This window comes from Amycolatopsis sp. NPDC006131 (genome assembly GCF_040614175.1).
Lineage (GTDB): Bacteria > Actinomycetota > Actinomycetes > Mycobacteriales > Pseudonocardiaceae > Amycolatopsis_E > Amycolatopsis_E tucumanensis.
The window spans coordinates 110,540-132,651 of sequence record NZ_JBEXTX010000001.1 but is presented as its reverse complement, the minus strand read 5'-3'; the positions used below and the strand labels follow the sequence as shown (position 1 = coordinate 132,651).

Here is a 22,112-nt window from a genome sequence, read left to right as displayed (position 1 = left end):
TGCACCGGTCACTGGCCCGTCAGCTCGTTCAACTCCTGCGCTCAAACGCTCGCGAGAGAAGCCTATTCGTTGGTTCTCGAAACTAAAATCCCTTCATGCGCCTCGCAACCATCTCCCGCGCCTGCTGCTCTCCCCCGTCCAGACACTTCGCGTAGACCCGCAGGAGCACGCCGACGCTGTGCCCTGCCCACGCCGCCACTCGGGTCGGGTCACCGGTCGCGTTGAGCCAGGTGGACACAGCCGCGTGGCGCAGGTCGTACGGCCGCTTCGCCAAGGGCGAGGCGAGCACGTCCGGCGTGAACGTCGCTGCCCGCGCTTTCGCCCATGCCCTCCCGTACGTGCTGCTCGACAGGTGACTGTCCCCGCGCACACCCCGGAACAATCGCCCGTCCGGCGCGGTGCCGTACTCACTCAGGTGCCAGTGCAGGACGTCAGTGAGTTCGTCCGAACACGGCACGGTCCTGCCATCGTCGGCTACACGATGCTTGAGCCCGCGTTCTTCGCCACGCTTGCCAGAGTCCGTCCAGGCCGCGCCGATTTCGGGAACGGCCTTCTCCAGGTGCAATTCACCCCAGCCTTTCTCTGGTAGCAGCAGGTTGCCCTTGCGCAGGTTCACAGCTTCCTCAGGACGCAGGGCGGCGAAGTACATCACGGCAAAGAACGCGTAGAGCCGAGGCGTCTGGTCCTTGACCGCCTGCAAGAGCGTGCGGCCCTGCACGGGGTTGACCACGCTCCGCTTATCAACTTCCTTCAGGACCGATTTGTGCTTCTTGACTTTGATCTGTCGCATCGGATTCTCGGCGATGAGCTTCTTTTCGATGGCGTACTCCAGCGAGTTGCTCAGGGCGATTCGACGGAGCCGGACCGTGTCGTGAGCCGCCCGCTTCCCGTCCTTTCGCTTCTCCAGGCTCGCGACGACGGCGCGGAACACGTCCGGCTTCTCGATCTCGCGAACTTCGCGCGTGTTTCGTTCCAGCCAGCGCATCGACCGAGCGATCGCCTCAGGGTGAACTCTCCCCCGGACGTTCTTGTTGTACGCCCGGCGCAGTGCGAGTGACAGTTCATTGACCGATGGCGCGTCGGCATCAGGACGGAGCATCGCAAGCGTGATCGCGGTCATCGAGTCGGCGATACTCGACCGGTACTTCGGCGAACTGTCGCCCCATTTCATGTCCACGTAGTCGCATGAGAACTGGAACCAGCGCGCCCGCTCGGCCTTCGCCTTCGCCTGCACGGGCCGCCCTGTCTCGATGTCGAACGGCTCACCACGCTTCGCGGCTGACATCAAGTCGGAGCGGAAACTGTCGGCCTGCGGAAAGACCCGGAAGGTCTGGTCAAACCGTTCCTTCTCAACCATCCACCGGACGATGTACCGGGCCGGTACCCTCTTCCCCTTGGAGTCTGTCCGGTAGCGGGTCTGGATGGCCCAGACCTTGACCTTGTAGCTGGTCGCCATCAGGCGGCCTCCTCATAGCGCGATTCGAGCCAGTCATTCAGGTCGCGGAGCCGGATTCGAAGCTCGCCGTTCGGGAGCTTGATGCAACGCGGCGCGCGGTTCTTCGCGCGCCACTCGTAGAAGGTCCGGCGCGAGATTTCGAGTTCTTCGCAGAAGGCGGCGATGGTCAGATGCTGGCGCTGGGTGCCCATGCTTGGCGGTGCTCCTCGCGGACGTGCTCGGCGTGGTCGGCGGGTCGCGTCATCGGTCCTCCTGCGGGGGTAGCGGATGGGCAGGTCGGGGTTTCGCCGCTACCTGCGCTACCTGCGCTACTTCGCAGGTCAGAGGGGTAGCGGGTACGGGGGTGGTAGCGCTTAGATCCGCTACCTACCGTCCGTCATGGGCGGTGACGCTCCGGAGGTAGCGCTTGTATCCGCTACCCCTCCTGTATCCGCGACCGTCCTGACCTGGGCGGTAGCGGAGGTAGCGGAGGTAGCGCTTGTAGGCAGGTAGCGCTGCCACGCGTCGGCGAGCCCGTCCTGGCCGGTGGCGCGGTAGCCCTTGCGCACCCCGCCGCCGGGGAGCTTGATGTCCTTGGCCCGGACGCCGTAGGGCTTGAGGAACGCGGCCAGTCGCCGGGGATCGAGGGGCTTGCCATCGAGGTCACCCCACGGCGCTTCGTCCAGCTCGTGCAGGGCAGCGAGGATCTCGTCGGTGGTGAGCTTGTCGGCGTTGCGAGCGGTGAACAGGTCGCGGAGGTCGGCGAGCAGTTGCATGCGCTGGCCGCCGCCGTTGTGGTCGGCGTTGGCGACCTCGATGAAGTGCAGGCACGCGGCGCGGGCGGTGTCGGGCCAGTGCCCGCCCGCGGCGTCGGCGATGGCGATGAGCGGGCGCCAGATCTCCGCCGCGCGGTCCCGCACACCCGGGGGCATGGTCGGGCGACCCCGGCTGATCTTGTCCGTAACGGACTCCACCCAGGTGGCGAGCGCCTCGCGCAGCGGCGCGGCTTCGCGCTCGACTTCCTCCTCCCAGAACTCTTCGACCTCTTCGTCGGTGCGGCGCCGCTTCATGTGGATGGTGATGGCGCGGGTGGTGATGGTGTCGGGCATGTTCCCGGCGATCCCGGCGAGTGCGGCCGGGGCGAACACCGGGAACCGTTGAACCTTCATGGCCTTGGCGTCACCGACGCAGCGCGCGACGGTGGCGCCGCGCTTGTATCCGGCGTTGAGCAGGCCGCGGAGGTCTTCGTTGTTGCCGCCCTGGCGTTGAAGATGGTGTCCACTTCGTCGAACAGGATCGTGATCGGGCCTTCCGAGACCATGCGGAACAGGGCGGCGGTGGTGGCGGAGAACGTCATCTCCGGAGCCCGCACGAGGTACTGCGCCACCTCAAGCACGCGGGTCTTGCCCGAGCCCGGCTCTACTGAGGACAGGATCAGGCGGGGTGTGACGTAGAAGTGGTCGGCGGCGTGGGTGTGGGCGTACCAGAGCGCGAGCATGGGGGCGCAGTGCTCGGAGGGGAACACGTTGAACCGGGCCACGATGGCCCGCACCCGGTCCAGCACCTCGTGTCCGGGCAGGACGGTCGCGTTCGCGGTGCGCCAGACGGCCTGGCAGTTCTCCGAGCAGAAGTCGTCCGAGGGCGAGTCCCCCAGCGGCCGGCCGCACTGGCTGCACGTCCCGCGCGTCCCGGTCTCGTCGGTGCCGATGGCGTCGTCGATCGCGTGCGACGTGGCGTCGGTGGGATGCGTCATCAGGCGACCTCCTTCCTGCGGACGGGATTCGTGGCGCCCTTGGCCAGTCCGGCGTCCACGACGCGGGCGACCTCGCGGGCGTTGGGCGGCCAGTGCCCTGAGCCGATGAGGGTTTCCCCGGCCGCGATCAGCTCGGCGCGGGCGGTGGCGTGGTCGATCAGCCCGGCCCCGACCTTGCGGCCGACGGTGTAGGCAGCGGAGGAGAGCACGCCGTTGTAGGTGCCTGGTGTGGCGTCTCGCACGCGCTGGCACTCGCCCCGGAGTGCGGCCGACCCGTACGCGGTCGGGTTGGCGGAGCGGATCTGAACGGGCGCTGAGATCGCCGGTGACGCCTTTTCGGCGCACACCTGGACCAACCACCCCGGCAGTTCGGCAGGGGCGCGCTCATCGAGCAGTTCGTAACCGCCCTCCGGAGTGACCGACCCAGGCCCCACCACGTATCCGCCTCCTGCCCGGGTGTCCACGCACGGGCAGAGCTGGCCCTGACTGTTGCGCAGCCGCACACCTGCCGGTGCCTGGTAGTACAGGTGCCGACCGCCTGACGGTGTGGCGACGGTGAACGTGTCCGGCACCGGGCCGCCACGTTCGGCGGCCAGCTCGGCGAGCGCGGTCACGCCGTCCGGACCGGACGCCCCCTCCTTGGGCAGGTCGAGGTCCACCACGACCAGACCGGCCGGGCCGGTGGCGAGGCCGATGTTCCACCGGTCGGCCGTCCAGCAGCGGCGGATACGGGCGGGGTCGGCGGTGGCGCGGTTCTCCCAGTCCTTCACGGCAGGCTGCCGTTTGGTCAGCGGACGGAGCGGGAAGACGGGCCAACCCTGCTCGGCGAGGAACAGTGCCCACTCCTGCAACGGGTTCCGGTCGGCGGTGGTCGCGGTGCTCATCGAACAACCTCTCCTAGCAACGAAAGCGCGGATGGGCTGGGGGCTGCCGGGCCGCCCGGAGGCGGTGTCACGGACGGCCCGGCAGGGTCGATGGGTGGCTACTTGCGCTTGCCGTGGCGGCGTTGGTACTCGGCGCGGCAGCCGGGGCAGGTCGGCACGTTGGAGGCGAACCACTTGTTGGTGGTCTGGCTGGTGGGGACGGTGATGCCGCACCAGGCGGTGAAGGTGCCGTGCCACCAGGAGGTGGTGCCCTCATGCGTGAGCTGCTTGACCATCAGGGGGTCCTTTCGAGACGGTGGGCCTACTTGTTGGCGCAGATGGAGCACATGACTTGGTTGTCGGGGATGCGGGCGCCGCACTGGCTGCAGGTGGCGACGAACCGGGCGATCAGGCGAGCGAAGCGGGTCTTCAACGGTCCTCCGAGAGTCACTGTGAGTGATGACGTGAGGGCGTGAGAGGTCACGGCGAGCACCTCCTGAGGGGCTCGATTCGAGTTAGCGGGACAGTTAGAACGGGCGCGGCGAGTTAGATTTCTAACTCCGACCGCCGGAGCGACAAACTGGACTGCGAGCTGGGCAAAGTTAGCGAGTTAGCGAGTTAGCTGCGGATCCAATCGGGCTGGAATGGGCCCGGATTCGGGGGTGGTGGCTGGTTCGCGTCGGGCTAACTCACTCGTCTAGGTCGGCGGTGGCGCGACGCGCGAGGGTTTCACGGACGGTGACGGGGTCGACGTAGTGCTTGTTGCCGGTGGAGGCGACCTTGACGCCGAGCTTCTTCACCGCGGCGACGAAGCGGGGCACGGTGTAGTCCCGGTAGGGCTTCCAGCCGGGGGCCAGGCTGCGCAGTGCGCCGAGCACGTCCCCGGCGGGCAGGCGCTCGTCGTCGAGCACCGTGTCCAGGTCGGCGAGCAGGTCGCGGTCGTTCTCGATCTGCGGCATCGGCCGGTCACCCGCCACCGGGAGGGACGACGAACCGGAAGAACATACCCGTGAAATCTGGAAACCCATGGAATCGTAACTGGCGTCGGATCGGGAGTAACGCATCAGCAGTGAACCACGATCAACGTCTGACAGCTTCACACATTGAGAATGCGAGCCTTAAATGCCCGACCAGGACTCCTTCGAACTGGCGCATCCAATCTATCTAGACACTCCGATGCTGGTCAGCTTTCTTGCCGCACTAGACGATGGAGTCTACTACAGCAGCGAGGTTGCCGAAAAGCTCGGCAAGACCCGCAAGTCGGATGGCGAAATTTCTGGGGCAGCGAAGTTGCCAAGCCTTGCATCACTCCTCGGACTCAACCTTTCTGCAAGCGGAAAGTACTCTCGACAAGGTGCCGAAGATCAGAATGTCGAGAGCAAATTTGTACGAGAGCACACATCGGCATCACTTTTCAACCGACTGCGTTCACGTCTCCACTCTGACGGCCTAGTTCAGATCATTAGTCCCGACGTGGATATCGCGGAAGTACGTCCAGGTGCCCTCATAGAAGTAACCGGCACTATCGAGACCGACCCCATGCGGACCATCATCGACTTTTTCCAGAGCCTCTGGCCATTCATTGAGGGTGAGCACGAGAAAACGCAAGTACTACCAGCCGTGAAGCGCACTCAGCGGCGGAACATGTCTCCCGAGCGCCGAGCCGAACTGGAAGCTCTCGAAGTTCAGCAGGCGCTAGCAAAGGAGGCATTCGAAGAGCAACAACAGACGATGAAGCTCGTAGATATGATGAAGAGCGATCTCGAATCTTCGCCCATAGTTGACCTTGTACTCAGAAATGAACGCGTTTCCGGCCTGATCACCGCCAGTCGCGAGTTTTTCGGAACCGAAGTTGCTGCCGCGCTTCTCGGTGGCACATTCTCTCTCGTAGGCAAGGTGGCGGCTGTCAATCCACGCCAGGATGCGGAGACACCAGTCATACGTCGGGGCGCAATGAGCACCGTTATCAACACCGGAGTCGTTCCGATGTTAGAGCTTATGCGCCAGAACTTTGAAGATCACAACATCCAGCTCTCTGTGCCAGATCCATTCATCAAGGGGCCTTGCCTTCAGGTGATTCCCCTCGCCATCTTCGTGTAGCCCCCGGGGACAAGCGACATGGCAGCAAGCTCAGGCATGGTGCCGTCGGGCTGGCGACGTGCGCACTCTAAGGACAGAGTTGCGCGTCTGGGTCCATCCGCCGGAGGCGGGACCAGTGGCGCGCCGTGCGACAAGCACGCCTCGACCGCTGACCCAAAGCCCACAGAGCGCACCGAACGTGGTCGTCGAGGCGTTGCGACACCGGGCCAACTGGCCCACAAATGGCCCACGACCACCCGCATACGCCCGCACCGGTCTGCACACAGCCGCACAAAAGACGAACGCCCCGCTGACCTGTTTTCCCAGGTCAGCGGGGCGTTTCGGCTGGTGTGGCGGGTGAGGGATTCGAACCCCCGAAGGCAGTGCCGTCTGATTTACAGTCAGATCCCTTTGGCCGCTCGGGCAACCCGCCATGACCGGGCGTCCCGGTCGGGGACTAGCTTACCAACCCTCCGGCGGGCCTCCGACGGGGGTGGGGGCGGCGCTATGGTGTGGTCAGCCGACAAGCGAAACGACGAGGTAGGACACGTGGCGGATCCGTCATTCGACGTGGTGAGCAAGGTCGACCGGCAGGAGGTCGACAACGCCCTGAACCAGGCGGTCAAGGAGCTTTCCACCCGCTTCGACTTCCGCGGCGTCAACGCCAAGGTCTCCTGGGCCGGCGAGGAAGCCGTGACGATCGAGGCCGACACCGAGGAGCGCGTGAAGGCCGCGGTCGAGGTGTTCAAGGAGAAGCTGATCAAGCGGGGCATCTCGCTGAAGGCGTTCGAGGCCGACGAGCCCGCGGTGTCCGGCAAGACCTACAAGGTGAACGGCAAGATCCTCCAGGGCATCGCCTCCGACAAGGCCAAGCAGATCGCCAAGGTGATCCGCGACGAGGGCCCCAAGGGCGTCCAGGCGCAGATCCAGGGCGACCAGCTCCGCGTCTCCGGCAAGAAGAAGGACCACCTGCAGGACGTCATCGCCATGCTGAAGGACAAGGACTTCGGCATCGCGCTGCAGTTCACCAACTACCGCTGACCCTCAGGCCAGCAACAGCGCGACATCCCACGGGGCCGGGTTGCCTGCGTAGCTCGCCAGCGCCAACGCCACCCCGGCGGCGCCCTGCAACAACCCGGGCTCGTCCGCCCACCCGCCGGTGTGCAGGCGGTGCCGGAAACCGAACGGCGCCGACGGGTCGAACGCGGCCAGGACCCGGTCGGCGATCCGGTCGGCCGGGACCCCCATCCGCGCGCTGACCTGCAGCAACCCGGCGTCCCCGTGGCACACGGTCGGGCCCTCCGCCGGGCCCGGCCTGCGCATCGCGGCCACCGCCAGCCCGGCCGCGCCCGCATCGCCCAGCTCGGTGGCCGCCAGGTGCAGCGCGTGCGCCACCCCGGCCGTGCCGTAACACCACGCCGACCGCGACGCCGGCACCGCCGAGCCCCGCACCTGCGCGTCGAACCCCACCCGCGACGGCCAGCCCACCCCGGACTCGTCCGTCCACGACCACCGCAACAACCAGTCGACGACCACCCGCATCGCGTCGATCATCCCGGCCACCCGGAGGCCGTGCCGGTGGGCCAGTGACAACAGCGCGAGTGGACCACTGATGCCGTGCGCCAGGCCGGCGTCGAAGTCGCCCCGCGGGTAGCGCTCGCGGTCCGCGTCCACCGCGTACCGCTCCGGCGCGCACCACCACCCGGGCACCTCGTGACCGTCCACCAGCACCGGCCGCGTCAACGCGACCAGGCGCTCCAGCACGCCCTCCAGCGCGGTCAGGCACCGGTCGCCGCCGAGCGCGAGCAACAACCGTCCCTTGCCGGCGAGCCCGGTGATCACGTCGTAGTCCGCGGCGGCCGGCCGGTCGCGCTGCGGCCAGGACTCGCACACCTCCGCGAGCGCCGCGCCGGCCTTGCGCAGCAGCCCGTCGTACCCGCCGCCGTGCACGGCCCGGTGCACCAGGACCGCGGGCACGACCGCCTCCGGCGCGACCTCACCCGACGCGGCCAGGTGAGCATGAGCGACCGCCGCCCGCGCAGGGTCCCAGGCGGACAGTGCGGCGTGCAGAACCGCGAGGCCGGGGTGGCCGTCGAGCAGGCCAGGGCCGCGATCACGCACCGAGCGCAGGCGATCGCCCACCTCCAACGCGATCTCCTGGGCCCTCGCCCGCCGCGTGACGACAGCTGTGCTCACCGCTCCTCCTCGGAAGTCGTGCGATGGTGACGGTTGATCCCCTGGGGCCGCGCCCGCCGGATCGCGACAGCAGTGCTCACCGCTCCTCCTCGGAAGTCGTGGTCCCTGGGACCGCCGGGCCACCAGCGCTGACCGCTCTTCGCGGCCCTCATCGGCCGTGCTTCCCGCGGTCCAGTCGCAGCGTCAGCGCCCCGTGGACCAGCGCGTACACCTCCTGCTCCCGCGCCCGGTCGATCCCGAACAGGCGGTTGCAGTGCATGTGCGCCAGGCTCAGCGCCACCCGGCCGTACCGCTCCGGCGACAGGCGCTTCAGGTAGTCCGCGACAGCCAGGCTCCGGTGTCTCCACGGTTGGTCCAGTGACGGACGGCCGGTGGCATCGATCGCCGCGGCGAGGGACTCGCGCCGGTCGCGGGGCACGCGTCGCCGCAGGTCGAGTGGCACTGCGGCCGCCAGCCAGTCCAGAATCTCCGGCGGCTGTCCGAAATGCCGGACCAGGTCCAGCACGCTCGACGCCACCGCCAGGTCGTCCGCCTCCCGCTCCAGCATCCCCAGCGCGACCAGCGAGTCGGCGTGGAAGACCCGCTCCGCCGCGGCGATCGCGTCCGGACCGCCGTACCGCTCGACCTCGGGGTCGTAGCTGTCCAGCACCAGCCGGGACGCCAACCCGTCCCCACACAGCCCGGCCGCCCACGCGTGCAGGCGGGGCAACAACGTCGTCCACAGCGTGTCCGGCTTGCCCGCGAACCGGATCCGGATATGCGGATCGGGATCGGCATACCGGACGAAGTGCCAGTCCTCCACATCCGCCACGAGATCGGCCAGGTACGACCGCAGGATCTGGCGCTGCGCGGCATCCCCGGCGTAGAGCTTGGCGTACAACCAGTCGCCACCCGGCAGGTCCAGTATTTCGGACCGGGTCCGCGTGGCCGGCGCCGGACGGGCCGCGGGGCGCTCCCCGAACAGTTGGAACACGACCTCGCACGGATGGCCGCCCAGCCAGCCATCGCCCTGCGCCAGGACCTCCTGCACCACCAGCCGCGGCGTCTTCCGCAGCTCGGCGCGGAACACCGCGAGGTGCCCGTCGTCCGTCAGGTCGATCGGGATCCGGTTGTCCGAACTGGTCAGCTGCACCCGTCTGGGCACGTCCCACCGCTGTCGCCACCTCCGGACGGCGTCCGGCCAGTAGGACGAGGGGTCCAGCATCTCCCGGCTGGGCAGCCACCGGGCCGGCGCGAGCACGGTCCGGCCGTACCGGACCCGCGGCAGCGCCGGAGCTGTCGACAAGTCGCCCCACCGCCACGGCAGGCACGACGGGTTCTCCTGCTCCCCCAGCTCGAGCAGGAACCGCGCCACCGGCGGGACGTGCCCGCTGCGCGGGTTCAGCATCGACCCGGAGACCGGGACCACGCGCCGCCCCGACGCCAGGTCGACGACGTACAACTCGTCCTGCGTCGCGCCCACGGCCAGCTCGTCCAGCCGCAGGTCGGGAACGTCCGCGTACGCCGGGCCGCAGCTCACCGGGATGCGCGCCGGAAGCTGCTGCGGCACCGACGCGACGTTCGCCGACCGGATCGTCCGCGGGCGGCAGGCCACCTGCGCGGCACCGGCCGGCGCACCGTCGCGGACCAGCTCGGTCAGCTCGTCGTCGAGCTCGGGCATGAGGTGCGCGAACCGCGCGATCGTCGACCCGGCCTGCGGCGACCCCAGGTTCTCACCGACGACCAGCCGGAACTCGCCCGCGCACAAGGCGTCCCAGCTGGGCGCGAGCACCTCCGCGCACAACTCCATCGACACCGGCCGCCGCGCGGGCGGGTCCTCGGCGAGCGAATCGACCAGTTCGTCGTCGAGTGCGATCTCGTCACGCCCCTCGCGCACCGCGGCGAGCAGGTGCTCGATCAGACCACGGGGCCCGGGACGCGACGGACCCGGCGAAAACGACGGCAGCCCGAGGCCGCGGGTGTCGTCGAGCAGTTCCAGCACCGGGACCAGGCGGTCGCTGCCGTACCGCTCCAGAAAGCGCTCTCGGTAAGAGTCCGACCAGGACGGTCCGGCCGTGGAGCCCAGTCGCCACAACGCATCCGCGGCTCGCGCGGCTTCCGCACCGAGCTCGGCGGGCAACGTCGCCGAGACGTCCACGCGTAGGTCGGTCTGGATGACGTCGTCCGTGTCGTGCAGCGCCCGCATCCGGGCCACCACCGCACGCCGGCGCGCCCGACGGTCCGGCACTGCCGCATCCGCGGCCCGCAACTCGCGCCGGATCGCACTCAACTCCGCGTGCACCGGATGCCCGTCAGGCACCCGGCCGAGCACGTGGGCGAGCGGGTCGACGCAGTCCGGCGGCGGGTCCAGGTCCGTGAGCAGCACCCCGACCTCGACGAGCTGCCGCAGCACGCCTTCGAACCCGGTGCGCCGGAAGCGGCGGCACAACTGCGCCACCAGGTCGGGCCACGGAACCGGCGTGCGCGTCATCTCCCGCACCGCGCGCACCAGCGGCGTGAACCGGATCGAAGCTTCCCGGCGATGCGCGTCTTCGTACCGTTCGGGCAGCACGAGGCGATCGCCGCGGACGACGCTGACGTTGTTGGCGACCAGGACCGTCCGCGGCAGGACCACCGGATCGGTCCGCAGCCGCCGCAGCACCCCGTCCAGCCACTCGGCATCCGTCCGGCTGGTCGGACGGTGCTGCCGCCCGATCCGCAACTCCGGCCGGTCGCCGAGACGCACGGGCGCGACGCCGGCGAACAGCCCGAACGGCGTCGGCCTGCCGGTCAGGCGCAGGTGGTACTTGGCGAGGGCGAGCGCGCTGCGCCGGCGGACCTTGTCCTTGACCGGCTCGCCGCGCACCACGCGGAGGACGTCGCGGGCCAGGCTGGGGCTGGCCGCTTCGACCGCCTCCATCAGGGTTTCGTCCGCCGCGAGCACCTCCAGCGGCGGGATCGGCCCTGTCGTGCGCGGTCGCACCGCCGCTCGCAGCAGGGCCGGGCCGGCACACGTGAACATCGCTTCGCCTCCCGGCTGGACGGGTGGCGGGTCCCCCGCAGGACCCGCCACCCGGGGATCAGGTCAGCAGGACGGCCACAGGGTGGCGCAGATGTCGCTGAAGCCCGACTTGTTCGTCAGCAGGTCCCCGTCCTGCGCCGGAGTCGAGATGCGGAGGTCCAGGTCGAAGTCCTCGGGAGCAAGGTTTTCCACGGGATTTGCCTCTCCTTCGTCGTGAACTGTGGCTTGTGCCACTGCCTTCCGAACGTAGGGGATCGTTCAACGATCCAGCAAGAGGTTGATTCTAACGTGCTATTGCGCTACAAAGTTGCCTTTTGCCCACCTTCACCGCCCGGCCGGTGATCACCCTGTGGTCTAATTCCGCTGCTGAGAGTGAAGGGGAGGCACCAATGCGCCGGATGGCCGCGCTGATGCTCACGCTGCTGGCCACGACGGGCGTGCTGACGGTTCCGGCGCACGCGGCGCAGCGCACCGAACTCGGTGTCGGGGCCTACCCCCGGGTCATCCGCCTGGAACACGCGCCGTTCCGGCGTGGCCGGATCGTCGCGTCCGTGAACAGCTGGGACGGCGGCGGCGCGTTCGCGCGGATCTACGAGAGCACCGACGAAGGCGCGTCGTTCCGACAGATCGGCGAGGTCCGCGATCCGGCGGGCGCGCAGGGCGAGTGCTGCGGCAGCATCTACGAACTGCCGCGACGAGTCGGCCGGCTGCGGGCGGGCACGCTGCTGTGGGCGGCGTCCTACGGCCAGAACGGCGGCGCGGGCCGTCGCATGTCGATCCGGATCTGGTCCAGTTCGGACGGTGGCCGGAACTGGAGCTTCCTGTCCGAAGCCGCCCGCTCGCACAACCACGACGGCGTGTTCGAGCCGGAGTTCACAGTGGACTCCGGCGGAACACTGTGGATGCACTACGCCGACGAAACCGAGGCGCCACGCCACAGCCAGGTGCTCAACCGCGTCGCGTCCACCGACGGCGTCACCTGGGGCACCAAGCAGAGCACGGTCGCGATCTCGCCCGACCGCGTCCGCCCCGGCATGCCGATCGTGCGGAAACTGCCCGACGGCCGCTACTACTTCGGCTACGAGATCTGCAACTACGGTGAGCGCTACTGCGACCCGTACTTCAAGATCTCACCCGACGGCGCCAACTACGGCGACCCCGCCGACCCGGGCACCCGCGTCGTGACGGCGAACGGCAACTACTTCCAGCACGCCCACAACGTCGCGGTGTTCCCCGGCGGACCGAACGGCGTTCGGCTCCTGATGGTCGGCCAGATCTACACCGACCGCGCCGGCGCTCCGCTGCCGTCCAACGGCCAGGTGCTGCTCGCCAACGACGACTTCGGCGCGGGCAACTGGTACGAACTGCCCGCCCCGGTACACGTTCCGCGCGCCTACAACAACTTCTGCCCGAACTACAGCTCGTCGCTGTTGCCGGTGGACGACGGCCGCAACGTCCTCGAACTGGCCGCCGACTACGACGGCGACGTCTGCAAGATCTACTTCGGCAAGGGCTCGGCGTCCTGATACGCCTTGTCCAGCGCGGCCGCGAAGGTCTCGGTGGACTGGGCGCCGGACACCCCGTAACGGCGGTCGAAGACGAAGAACGGCACGCCGTTCGCGCCGAGCGCGCGGGCCTGGTCGATGTCCGCGCGGACCTCGTCGGCGTACGCGCCGTCGGCCAGCGCCCGGCGGACCTCGTCGGCGTCCAACCCGGACTCCGCGGCCAGCTCGACGAGCGACTCCTCGTCGAAGACCGAACGCCGCTCGGTGAAGTAGGCGCGGAACAACCGCTCGGCGACGGCGTCCTGCACGCCGCGCTCACGGGCGAGCTGCAGCACGCGGTGGGCGTCGAACGTGTTGCCGATGACACCACCGTCCAGGTGGTACTCCAGCCCCTCCGCCGCGGCGAGCTGCGTCAGGCGCTCCTCGTTCGCGGCGAACTCCGCCTCGCTGATCCCGTACTTCGCGGCGATCAGCGCCGCCTTCGGCTGGGGCTCACGCGGTGCGCGCGGGTCCAGTTCGAAGGACCGGAAGGTCACCTCGACCTGGTCACGGTGCTCGAACCCGGCCAGCGCGCGCTCGAAGCGCCGCTTGCCGAGGTAGCACCACGGGCACACGACATCGGACCAGATCTCCACCTGCACGATCCCGGCGAACGCCACGCGGCCCGGCGTTATTCCGCGAGGAGGCCGATCAACCACGTCGCGAGTACCTGCTCGGCATCCGACCGGGCCTGGGCGGGGTTGTCCGCGTGGGTGATCATCAGCGCCGCCTCGTTCACGGCGCTGAGCACGAGCTGGGCCAGCACGTCGACCGGCAGCGGCTTGATCAGCCCCTGCTCGACCGCCTCCCGCAGCACGCCGATGACCAGCCCGAGGCCGTGTTCCGCCTCGATCTCGCGCCACGTGGTCCAGCCCAGCACGGCCGGGGCGTCGATCAGCGAGATCTGCCTGATCTCGGCGCGCTCGCACGCGTCGAGGAAGGCCTTGAGCGCGAAGAGCAGCCCGGTGGCGAGGTCCGGCGCGTTCTTCGTGGCGGCTTCGACCTCGGCCGTGACCTCCAGCTCGACTTGCTCGAACACGGCGCGGAACAGGCCCTGTTTGTCGCCGTAGTGGTGGTAGAGCGCGCCCCGCGTCACCCCGGCGGCGCGCACGATCTCGTCCGCGGGCACGGCCTGGTAGCCGCGCTCGGCGAACAGCTCGCGGGCGGCCGCCACCAACGCGGCCCGGGTGCTCTGGGATCGCTCTTCCTGCGTACGGCGCACGCCCCTAATCTGCCATGACACCCGCGAACGCCAGGATGTGCCGCACCAGCTCGGCCGGCTGGTCCTCCGGCACGAAGGCGTACGAGTCGGGAACCTCGACCAGGCGCGCGTTCGGCAGGGTCGCGGCGAGGCGCTTGCCGAGGCGCAGCGGGAAGGTCCGGTCCTCGTCCGCCCACACGAGCAGCACCGGCTTGTCGAACGCACGCAGCTTCTCCGCGGCTTCCACCGTGTACTTCGGGCGCACGCCGCGGAGGAACTTGCGCAGGTCGCGACGGATGGCGGCGTTTCGGTGGGCCGGCTGGACGTAGGACTCCACGATCGCTGCCGGGATCGGGTACTTGGTCACCCACCCGAACACGAACGGCAACCGGTGCAGGGCCTTGACCTGCAGCAACGCGGCGACCGGGCGCATCGAGCCGGGAATGTGGGCGAGCGGGACGAGCGGTTGGAACAGGGGCGGGAGGAAGTGGTCGAAGCAGTCGCACGGCGTCAGCACGACGCTGCCGACCCGCTCGGGGCGGCGCGACAGCATGATCTGGGTGAGGGCGCCGCCCGTGTCGTTCGCGACCAGGAGGACGTCCCGCAGGTCGAGAGCGTCGAGGAAGTCCGCGATCAGGTCGGCGATGCCGGTCGGGCTGAGGTCGGCGTCCGGGCGGAGCGGGACCTCGTGCGCGCCGAGCGGCAGGTCGAGGCTGAGGCACCGGAAGCCGGCTTCGGCGAGATCAGGGACGACGTGCCGCCAGAGATCGGCGTTGACCACGGCGCCGTGGATGAACACGACCGGCCGCCCCTCGCCGCGTTCGAAGTAGCGGACGTCACCGTGGCGGAGGGTCACGCGCTTTTCCGGCCCGAGTGCTGGTGAGCGAGTCATGCCCCCGAAGATACATACAGACAGTATGTATGTGAAGTGAGAGACACGCTAGGGTGGTTCCGGATCGATCCGGAAGGAGCTGGGGACATGAAGGGCATCGTGCTGGCGGGCGGCAGCGGGACGCGTCTGCACCCGATCACCCAGGCGGTGTCGAAGCAGCTGTTGCCGGTGTACGACAAGCCGATGATCTACTACCCGATCTCGGTGCTGATGCTCGCCGGGATCCGGGAGATCCTGATCATCTCGACGCCGGCCGACCTGCCCAACTTCCAGCGCCTGCTCGGCTCCGGCGACCAGTTCGGGCTGCGGCTCAGCTACGCGGAGCAGCCGAGCCCGAACGGCCTCGCCGAGGCGTTCGTCATCGGCGCGGACTTCATCGGCGACGACGACGTGGCGCTGATCCTCGGCGACAACATCTTCTACGGGCAGGGCTTCTCCGGGCGGATGCAGCAGGAGGTCGCCGCGCTCGACGGGTGCGTCCTGTTCGGCTACCCGGTGAAGGACCCGCAGCGCTACGGCGTCGGCGAGCTGGACGCGGACGGCAGGCTCGTGTCGATCGAGGAGAAGCCCGAGCGGCCGAAGTCCAACCAGGCGATCACCGGGCTGTACTTCTACGACAACCAGGTCGTCGAGATCGCGCGCGGCCTCACCCCGTCGAAGCGGGGCGAGCTGGAGATCACCGACGTGAACCTGACGTACCTGCGGCAGGGGCGCGCGAAGCTGGTCGAGCTGGGCCGCGGGTTCGCGTGGCTGGACACCGGCACGCACGACTCGCTGCTGGAGGCCGGGCAGTTCGTGCAGGTGCTCGAGCACCGGACCGGCGTGCGGATCGCGTGCCTGGAGGAGGTCGCGCTGCGGATGGGGTACATCGATCCGGAGGAGTGCCTCGCGCTCGGGCTGAAGCTGTCGAAGTCCGGGTACGGGGACTACGTGGTCGCGTGCGCCCGTGCCGCGGGGGCCGTGGGTTAGTGGCGGTCAGCAGGCTCGTGCGCGCCGAGCTGGCGCGGCACGACTGGGGCCGGCTGCGGTGCGGCTGCGGGCAGAGCGGGGCGCACCTGCCGGGCACGTTCGAGACGATCCTGGAGGCGGCCGAGCCAGGCGAAGCCCTCGGCGCGCGGCTGGACAACCACCTGGAGATCAGCGGGAACCTGTTCGAGGTGGCGGTCCCGGCGGTCGAGGTCATCCTGGCCGCGCTGGCCGGTCCGCTGCCGGACTTCGCGCGGGTGGAGTTGCTGGACATGCTGGCGGTGCTCGTGTCCGGCGATTCCTACGCCGGGCAGCCCGCCGACCTCGGGGAGCACTGCCGGCTCAAGGCGCGCAACGGGCTGTGGACCATCCTGCAGGTGGGTTACGAGCACGAGGCCGAGACCGCGCGGGACATCCTGTGGACCGTGGATCCGGACCAGCCGCGCAGCGGTTACCACGCGATGGGGCTGGAGAAGCGGATCAAGCGGAAGCGCCGCTAGGGCGGGCTGCGCGCGGCGGTGCCGTGGCTTCGAGCGTCAGGACCGGGACGCTCGAAGCCACGGCCCGGCATTGGAACGATGCCCTCGATCCGAGGGATCTCGGGTGCCGCGACCCCACAGCGGGGACTCGGCCGCTTACCGCGACGGGGCGGCTCGCCGATCAGAACGGGCCGCGGCGGGCCATCTCCTCCAGGCGGCGGATGCGGTCCTCGATCGGCGGGTGGGTGGAGAACAACCGGGAGAACGACTCGCCGGGGCGGAACGGGTTCGCGATCATCAGGTGCGACTGCGAGACCAGCTGCGGCTCCGGCACCAGCGGCGCCCGGCGGGTGCCGTACTCCAGCTTGCGCAGCGCGGAGGCCAGGCCGAGCGGGTCGCCGGTCAGCGCGGCGCCCGACGCATCCGCCTGGTACTCGCGCGAGCGGCTGACCCCCATCCGGATGATGCCGGCCGCGATCGGGCCGATCAGGATGATCAGCAGCGACACCAGCGGGTTGTTGCCCTCGCGGTCGTTGCCGCCGAACACGCCGGCGAACATCGCCAGGTTCGCCAGCACGCTGACCATGCTCGCGAGCGCACCGGCGACGCACGAGATCAGGATGTCGCGGTTGTAGACGTGCGACAGCTCGTGCCCGAGCACCGCCCGCAGCTCACGCTCGTCCAGCAGCTCCAGGATGCCGGTGGTGCAGCACACGGCGGCGTGCCGCGGGTTGCGGCCGGTCGCGAATGCGTTCGGCGCGGGGGTCGGGCTCACGTAGAGGCGCGGCATCGGCTGGCGCGCCGACGTGGCCAGCTCCCGCACGATCCGGTACATCACCGGCTGCTCGGGCTCCGACACCGGCCGCGCTCGCATCGCGCGCAGCGCCAGCGTGTCCGACTTGAAGTAGGCGTAGGCGTTCATCCCCAGCGCGAGCGCGAGCCCCACGAACAACGCGCCACGCCCGAACAGTGAACTGATCGCGATGATGATGGCACTCAGCAACCCGAGCAACAGCGCGGTCTTCAGCCCGTTCTGATGCTTGTGCACGTGCCCTGCGCCTCCTTACCAACACTCGCTTTCCCAACGCACGAAACGGAAGTGAAGTTCCTTCATGATCTCCGCGCGCGCCGGCGAGCACTCCGGGTTACCGTTCGACCCGCGTACCCCAAACATCGCGGGGAGGTCGGTCATGGGCGCCGCCGGGGTCAGCCGCCGCACGGTGTTCGGCCTGGTCACGACCGCGGCGCTGCTCGCGCTGCCGTCCCCGGCCCGCGCGGCGCCCCTGCTGACGTCGATCCCGGTCGGGAGGCGCCCGCAGGCGGTCGCGGTGAACCCGGTCACCGGCGTCTGCCACGTCGCGAACACGGCGGACCGGACGGTTTCGGTGATCGACCAGGGGCGCACCGTAGCGACCGTGCCTACCGGGGGTGTCCCGGCCGACCTCGCCGTCGACGAGCGCACCGGTCTGGTCTACGTCGCCAACCGCACGCCGGGCACCACCGCGGTCCTCGACAGCGGGCGGGTCACCAACGTCGTCGCGTCCGGGTCCGAACCCGCGGCTCTCGCCCTCGACGCGGATACATACCGACTGTATGTCGCCTCCGGCGAGGCCGGCGCCGTCCGCGTGCTCGACCTCTTCCAGGGCGCACTCGCGGCGACCATCGAAGCACCCGGTCAGGGGTTCAGCAGCGCGGCGATCGATGGGCGCACCGGGTACTTCGCCGGCCTCCACACCGGCACCGTCGAGGTCCTCGACCTGGACGCGGGCGAGTTCACCGCCAGCATCCCGGTCGGGGACGGGCCGGCCGGGCTCGCCGTCCACCACGGCACCGGCACGGTGTACGTCGCGAACTCCGGCATCCACCACATGACGGTGATCGACGGCGAGCAGATCCGCACGATCCTGCTGCGCAGCGAGGCGTCCTCGGTCGCGGTTCACCAGGCCACCCACACCGTCTACGCCAACGGCGGCCCGGACGGGCTCGTCCGCATCGACGGCGCCCGCGGCGAGATCACCGGCGAACTCGCGCTCGGCATCAACCCCGGGCAGGTCGCCGTCGACCAGCGCACCGGCGCCGTGCACGTCACCGACCCACTGCACGACCGCCTGCACGTGATCACCGGATTCTGAATTCCCGGCACCGGGTACCAGGAGTCCATGAAACTCGGATTGCAGATCCCCGACTTCACCTGGCCGAACGGACCCACCGCTCTGGGCCGCGAACTCGCCGAGGTCGCTCGCGCCGCTGACGACGCCGGGTTCGGATACCTCGCCGTGATGGACCACTTCTTCCAGATCCGCGGCGTCGGCCCCACCGAGAACGACATGCTCGAGGCCTACACGACCCTCGGCTACCTCGCCGCGCACACCCGGAGCGCCAAGCTGCTCACCGTCATCACCGGCGTCCTCTACCGCCAGCCCGGCGTGCTGGCCAAGGCCGTCACCACCCTCGACGTCCTCTCCGGCGGCCGGGCCATGCTCGGCATCGGCGCGGGCTGGAACGAGGAGGAGTCCCGCGGCCTCGGCTTCCCGTTCCCGCCGACCGCGGAACGCTTCCAGATGCTCGAAGAGACCCTGCAGTACGTGCTGCGGATGTGGTCGGACGACGACGGCCCGTTCTCCAGCGCGCACATCGAGGCCGAGCGGCTGCTCAACGTCCCGCAGGCGCTGTCCACACCGCACCCGCCGATCATGGTCGGCGGCAGCGGAGAGAAGAAGACCCTGCGGTTCGTCGCGAAGTACGCCGACGCCTGCAACATCTTCAACGGGCCGGAACTCGAACACAAACTCGACGTCCTGCGCGCGCATTGCGAAACCGAAGGACGCGATTACGACGAGATCACCAAAACCGTCTACCACCCGCTCGACGTCGGTCCAGCCGGCGAGAAGAGCGGGGACCTCAAGGCCGAACTGAGCCGGTTGGCCGAGCTGGGGATCGACGGCGTGATCGGCTCGGTACCGGGAATTCCGGACCTCCGCCTGATCGACGTCTTCGCCGAGGACGTCATCCCCTACGCCGAAGCGCTGTGAACGGCGCCGCGCCGGGCGGTTTCTTCCCCGCGGATACCGCACCGGGTAAGCGGTTTTCCAGCTGCCCGGCGCCGTAACGATCTCCGCCCGCTCGCCGACCTCTGGGGCAAGCCGGTGGCGGCGGGAGGATTTCCATGAGGATCAGTGTCTTCGGGCTCGGCTACGTCGGATGCGTGTCGGCCGCGTGCCTCGCCGGCGAGGGGCACCAGGTGATCGGGGTCGACATCAACCCCGTGAAGATCGATCTTGTCCGGCAAGGGAAAGCGCCGGTGGTCGAGGAACGCATCGGCGAACTCACCGCCGCGGTCGTGGCCAGCGGCGCGTTGCGGGCCACGACGAACGTCGCGGAGGCGATCGCGGGCAGCGAGATCTCGCTGGTCTGCGTCGGCACCCCGTCGGCGCCCAACGGCAGCCTGTCCACCGCCTTCCTGGAACGCGTCACCGAGGAGATCGGCGGCGCGCTCGCGGGCAAAACCGGTCGGCATACGGTCGTATTCCGCAGCACGATGTTGCCCGGCACCTGCCTCGACCTGCTGGTGCCGATCCTGGAGAAGGCCTCCGGGCTGACCGCGGGCGTGCACTTCGGCGTCGCGGTGAACCCCGAGTTCCTGCGGGAAGGCAGCAGCGTCAAGGACTTCTTCGACCCGCCCAAGACGGTGATCGGCGAGCTGGACACCGCCAGCGGCGACGCCGTCGCCAAGCTGTACGAGGGCCTGCCCGGCGACGTCTTCCGCGTGCCCATCCCGGTCGCGGAGATGACCAAGTACGCCGACAACGCCTTCCACGGCCTCAAGATCGGGTTCGCCAACGAGCTCGGCGCGATCTGCCGCGCGCTCGGCCTGGACTCGCACCGGGTGATGGACGTGTTCCTCGCCGACCGCAAGCTCAACGTCAGCCCCGCCTACCTGCGGCCCGGCTTCGCGTTCGGCGGCTCGTGCCTGCCCAAGGACCTGCGCGGCCTGGTCTACGCCGCGCACCGCGCCGACGTTTCGGTGCCACTGCTGTCGCACGTGCTGCCCTCCAACGAGGAGCACCTGCGCCGCGCGTTCGACCTGGTCGCGCGCACCGGCAAGCGCCGCATCGGCCTGTTCGGCCTGTCCTTCAAACCGGGCACCGACGACCTGCGCGAGAGCCCGCTCGTCGAACTCGCCGAACGCCTGCTGGGCAAGGGCTACGACCTCAAGATCTACGACGCGAACGTCAGCCTGTCGCGGCTGATGGGCGCCAACCGCGAGTACATCGAGAGCCGCCTGCCGCACCTCGGCCAGCTGCTCGCCGGCACCGTCGACGAGGTGCTCGACCACGCCGAGGTGTGCCTCGTCGGCAGCACCGACCCGGCCGTGCTCGCGGCGCTGCCCAGGGCGGGCGGCCGCACGCTGATCGACCTCGTCCGCCTGCCCGACGCCGCCGTGCGCCGCACCGAAGAAGGATACGTCGGCCTTGCCTGGTAAAGCCCTGATCCTCGTCGAGAACCTGTCCGTGCCCTTCGACCGGCGTGTCTGGCAGGAAAGCACCACCCTGCGCGACGCCGGGTGGGAGGTGCACGTCATCTGTCCACAAGGGACGAAGCGGGACACCGAGCCGGAAGCCGTCATCGACGGCGTGCGCATCCACCGCTACCCGCTGAAAGCGGCGACCGGCGGGCCGGCCGGTTACCTGCAGGAGTACGGATCCGCGCTGTGGCACACGTTCCGGCTGGCCCGCAAGATCGGCCCGGTCGACGTCGTGCACGCGTGCAACCCGCCCGACCTGCTCTTCCTCGTCGCGCGGATGCTCAAGCGGCGGGGCGCGAAGTTCGTCTTCGACCAGCACGACCTGGTGCCCGAGCTGTACCTGTCGCGCTTCGACCGCGGGAAGGACCTCCTCTACCGGGGCGTGTGCGCGCTGGAGCGGGCCACCTACCGGGCCGCGGACGTGGTGATCGCGACGAACGAGAGCTACCGCGACGTGGCGCTCACCCGCGGCGGCAAACGGCCCGAGGACGTGTTCGTGGTCCGCAGCGCCCCGGTCGTGGACCGGTTCCGGCAGGTGCCGCCGGAGCCGGAACTCAAGCGCGGCAAGCCGAACATGCTGTGCTATCTGGGCGTGATGGGCCCGCAGGACGGGGTCGACTACGCCCTCCGCGCGCTCGCGAAACTGCGTGACGACCTGGGCCGCACCGACTGGCACGCGGTGTTCGTCGGCTCCGGGGACGCGTTCGACGCGATGGTCGCGTTGTCGAAAGATCTCCGCCTGGACGACCAGGTCGAGTTCACCGGCCGCATACCGGACGCCGACCTGGTCCGTTATCTGTCCACAGCGGACGTCTGCCTCGCGCCGGATCCGCTGAACCCGCTCAACGACGTGTCGACCATGAACAAGATCATGGAGTACATGGCGATGAGCCGTCCGATCGTGTCGTTCGACCTGCGTGAGGCACGGGTTTCCGCGGGCGAGGCGGCGGTTTACGCGCCGGCCAACGACGAGCTGGAATTCGCCAAGCTGACCGCGAGGCTGATGGACGACCCGGCCGAGCGGAAGCGCATGGGCGAGCTGGGCGCGGCACGCGTCGCGGGACCGTTGTCCTGGGCCAATTCGGCGAAAGCGTTGCTCGCGGCGTACGCCGCGACCGGTCGGTGAATTCCCGACCGGGACAACGGAATCCTCGTCGGAAAAACGCCTGGTCGCGTTT

General features: G+C 69.2%; 21 protein-coding genes, 1 tRNA gene and 1 pseudogene. 9 read left to right on the top strand and 14 right to left on the bottom strand.

What is annotated here, in order from left to right; translation table 11 throughout:
• Nucleotides 1-82: 82 nt before the first annotated feature.
• The 6 genes and pseudogenes from ABZ215_RS00660 to ABZ215_RS00635 all read right to left on the bottom strand — a co-directional run bounded on the left by ABZ215_RS00660 (nt 83) and on the right by ABZ215_RS00635 (nt 5,010).
• On the bottom strand, nt 83-1,456 hold the full coding sequence (locus tag ABZ215_RS00660) for a tyrosine-type recombinase/integrase (RefSeq protein WP_354946773.1): 1,374 nt from the start codon (nt 1,454-1,456) through the stop codon (nt 83-85).
• Nucleotides 1,456-1,647 carry a helix-turn-helix domain-containing protein gene (locus ABZ215_RS00655; protein WP_354946771.1) on the bottom strand — a complete coding sequence of 64 codons (192 nt, stop codon included), beginning with the start codon at nt 1,645-1,647 and terminating at the stop codon, nt 1,456-1,458. Before ABZ215_RS00655 ends, ABZ215_RS00660 begins: the two co-directional genes overlap by 1 nt.
• A gap of 171 nt (nt 1,648-1,818) precedes the next feature.
• Nucleotides 1,819-3,188 (bottom strand): annotated as a pseudogene (locus ABZ215_RS00650) (DUF3631 domain-containing protein).
• Nucleotides 3,188-4,072 carry a bifunctional DNA primase/polymerase gene (locus ABZ215_RS00645; protein WP_354946769.1) on the bottom strand — a complete coding sequence of 295 codons (885 nt, stop codon included), beginning with the start codon at nt 4,070-4,072 and terminating at the stop codon, nt 3,188-3,190. Before ABZ215_RS00645 ends, ABZ215_RS00650 begins: the two are co-directional and overlap by 1 nt.
• Nucleotides 4,073-4,170: 98 nt before the next feature.
• Nucleotides 4,171-4,347 carry a hypothetical protein gene (locus ABZ215_RS00640; protein WP_354946767.1) on the bottom strand — a complete coding sequence of 59 codons (177 nt, stop codon included), beginning with the start codon at nt 4,345-4,347 and terminating at the stop codon, nt 4,171-4,173.
• A 393-nt stretch (nt 4,348-4,740) separates the two neighbouring features.
• Complete coding sequence (locus tag ABZ215_RS00635; RefSeq protein ID WP_354946765.1) at nt 4,741-5,010, bottom strand: hypothetical protein; 270 nt, start codon at nt 5,008-5,010, stop codon at nt 4,741-4,743.
• Nucleotides 5,011-5,173: 163 nt separating this feature from the next.
• On the opposite strand from ABZ215_RS00635, the gene ABZ215_RS00630 reads away from it, so the two are divergent.
• Nucleotides 5,174-6,151, top strand: coding sequence for a hypothetical protein (locus ABZ215_RS00630; RefSeq protein WP_354946763.1), 978 nt, complete (start codon nt 5,174-5,176; stop codon nt 6,149-6,151).
• Between the two features lie 330 nt (nt 6,152-6,481).
• On the opposite strand, the gene ABZ215_RS00625 is transcribed toward ABZ215_RS00630, so the two are convergent.
• Nucleotides 6,482-6,563 (bottom strand) — tRNA-Tyr (locus tag ABZ215_RS00625).
• A gap of 116 nt (nt 6,564-6,679) precedes the next feature.
• Between ABZ215_RS00625 and ABZ215_RS00620 the strand changes: the two genes are divergently transcribed.
• Nucleotides 6,680-7,171, top strand: a complete 492-nt coding sequence (locus ABZ215_RS00620; RefSeq protein ID WP_354946761.1) for a YajQ family cyclic di-GMP-binding protein — start codon at nt 6,680-6,682, stop codon at nt 7,169-7,171.
• Nucleotides 7,172-7,174: 3 nt separating this feature from the next.
• Here the strand turns inward: ABZ215_RS00620 and ABZ215_RS00615 are convergent, their stop codons facing one another.
• The 3 genes from ABZ215_RS00615 to ABZ215_RS00605 form a co-directional block, all read right to left on the bottom strand.
• Nucleotides 7,175-8,326 carry a lanthionine synthetase C family protein gene (locus ABZ215_RS00615; RefSeq protein WP_354946759.1) on the bottom strand — a complete coding sequence of 384 codons (1,152 nt, stop codon included), beginning with the start codon at nt 8,324-8,326 and terminating at the stop codon, nt 7,175-7,177.
• Nucleotides 8,327-8,474: 148 nt separating this feature from the next.
• The gene (locus ABZ215_RS00610) at nt 8,475-11,327 is read right to left on the bottom strand and encodes a lantibiotic dehydratase (RefSeq protein ID WP_354946757.1); all 2,853 of its coding nucleotides are present in this window, start codon (nt 11,325-11,327) and stop codon (nt 8,475-8,477) included.
• 63 nt (nt 11,328-11,390) lie between these two features.
• Complete coding sequence (locus ABZ215_RS00605) at nt 11,391-11,519, bottom strand: hypothetical protein (protein ID WP_020417485.1); 129 nt, start codon at nt 11,517-11,519, stop codon at nt 11,391-11,393.
• A gap of 197 nt (nt 11,520-11,716) precedes the next feature.
• Between ABZ215_RS00605 and ABZ215_RS00600 the strand changes: the two genes are divergently transcribed.
• Nucleotides 11,717-12,853, top strand: coding sequence for a sialidase family protein (locus ABZ215_RS00600; RefSeq protein ID WP_237336177.1), 1,137 nt, complete (start codon nt 11,717-11,719; stop codon nt 12,851-12,853).
• Here ABZ215_RS00600 and ABZ215_RS00595 read toward each other — a convergent pair.
• The 3 genes from ABZ215_RS00595 to ABZ215_RS00585 are packed head-to-tail and all read right to left on the bottom strand — an operon-like array spanning nt 12,826 to nt 14,964.
• Nucleotides 12,826-13,491, bottom strand: a complete 666-nt coding sequence (locus ABZ215_RS00595) for a DsbA family oxidoreductase (protein WP_237336178.1) — start codon at nt 13,489-13,491, stop codon at nt 12,826-12,828. The two genes, ABZ215_RS00600 and ABZ215_RS00595, sit on opposite strands and share 28 nt — an antisense overlap.
• An 11-nt stretch (nt 13,492-13,502) precedes the next feature.
• Nucleotides 13,503-14,093: a TetR/AcrR family transcriptional regulator gene (locus tag ABZ215_RS00590; RefSeq protein ID WP_027935781.1), complete on the bottom strand. Its 591-nt coding sequence runs from the start codon at nt 14,091-14,093 to the stop codon at nt 13,503-13,505.
• 4 nt (nt 14,094-14,097) lie between these two features.
• Nucleotides 14,098-14,964, bottom strand: a complete 867-nt coding sequence (locus ABZ215_RS00585) for an alpha/beta hydrolase (protein WP_354946755.1) — start codon at nt 14,962-14,964, stop codon at nt 14,098-14,100.
• A gap of 87 nt (nt 14,965-15,051) precedes the next feature.
• On the opposite strand from ABZ215_RS00585, the gene rfbA reads away from it, so the two are divergent.
• A complete protein-coding gene (rfbA, locus tag ABZ215_RS00580; protein WP_020417480.1) occupies nt 15,052-15,933 on the top strand; it encodes a glucose-1-phosphate thymidylyltransferase RfbA in 882 nt (293 codons plus the stop codon).
• A complete protein-coding gene (locus tag ABZ215_RS00575) occupies nt 15,933-16,430 on the top strand; it encodes a hypothetical protein (protein WP_354946753.1) in 498 nt (165 codons plus the stop codon). Before rfbA ends, ABZ215_RS00575 begins: the two co-directional genes overlap by 1 nt.
• A gap of 160 nt (nt 16,431-16,590) precedes the next feature.
• Here the strand turns inward: ABZ215_RS00575 and htpX are convergent, their stop codons facing one another.
• A complete protein-coding gene (gene htpX, locus ABZ215_RS00570) occupies nt 16,591-17,457 on the bottom strand; it encodes a zinc metalloprotease HtpX (protein ID WP_354946751.1) in 867 nt (288 codons plus the stop codon).
• A 142-nt stretch (nt 17,458-17,599) separates the two neighbouring features.
• Here htpX and ABZ215_RS00565 point away from each other — a divergent pair, with 142 nt between their 5' ends.
• The 4 genes from ABZ215_RS00565 (at nt 17,600) to ABZ215_RS00550 (ending at nt 22,060) form a co-directional block, all read left to right on the top strand.
• A complete protein-coding gene (locus ABZ215_RS00565) occupies nt 17,600-18,541 on the top strand; it encodes a hypothetical protein (RefSeq protein ID WP_354946749.1) in 942 nt (313 codons plus the stop codon).
• Nucleotides 18,542-18,568: 27 nt separating this feature from the next.
• Nucleotides 18,569-19,441: an LLM class F420-dependent oxidoreductase gene (locus ABZ215_RS00560; protein ID WP_354946747.1), complete on the top strand. Its 873-nt coding sequence runs from the start codon at nt 18,569-18,571 to the stop codon at nt 19,439-19,441.
• A gap of 134 nt (nt 19,442-19,575) precedes the next feature.
• The gene (locus tag ABZ215_RS00555; protein ID WP_354946745.1) at nt 19,576-20,892 is read left to right on the top strand and encodes a nucleotide sugar dehydrogenase; all 1,317 of its coding nucleotides are present in this window, start codon (nt 19,576-19,578) and stop codon (nt 20,890-20,892) included.
• Nucleotides 20,882-22,060, top strand: coding sequence for a glycosyltransferase family 4 protein (locus ABZ215_RS00550; protein ID WP_354712114.1), 1,179 nt, complete (start codon nt 20,882-20,884; stop codon nt 22,058-22,060). Before ABZ215_RS00555 ends, ABZ215_RS00550 begins: the two co-directional genes overlap by 11 nt.
• Nucleotides 22,061-22,112 lie beyond the last annotated feature (52 nt).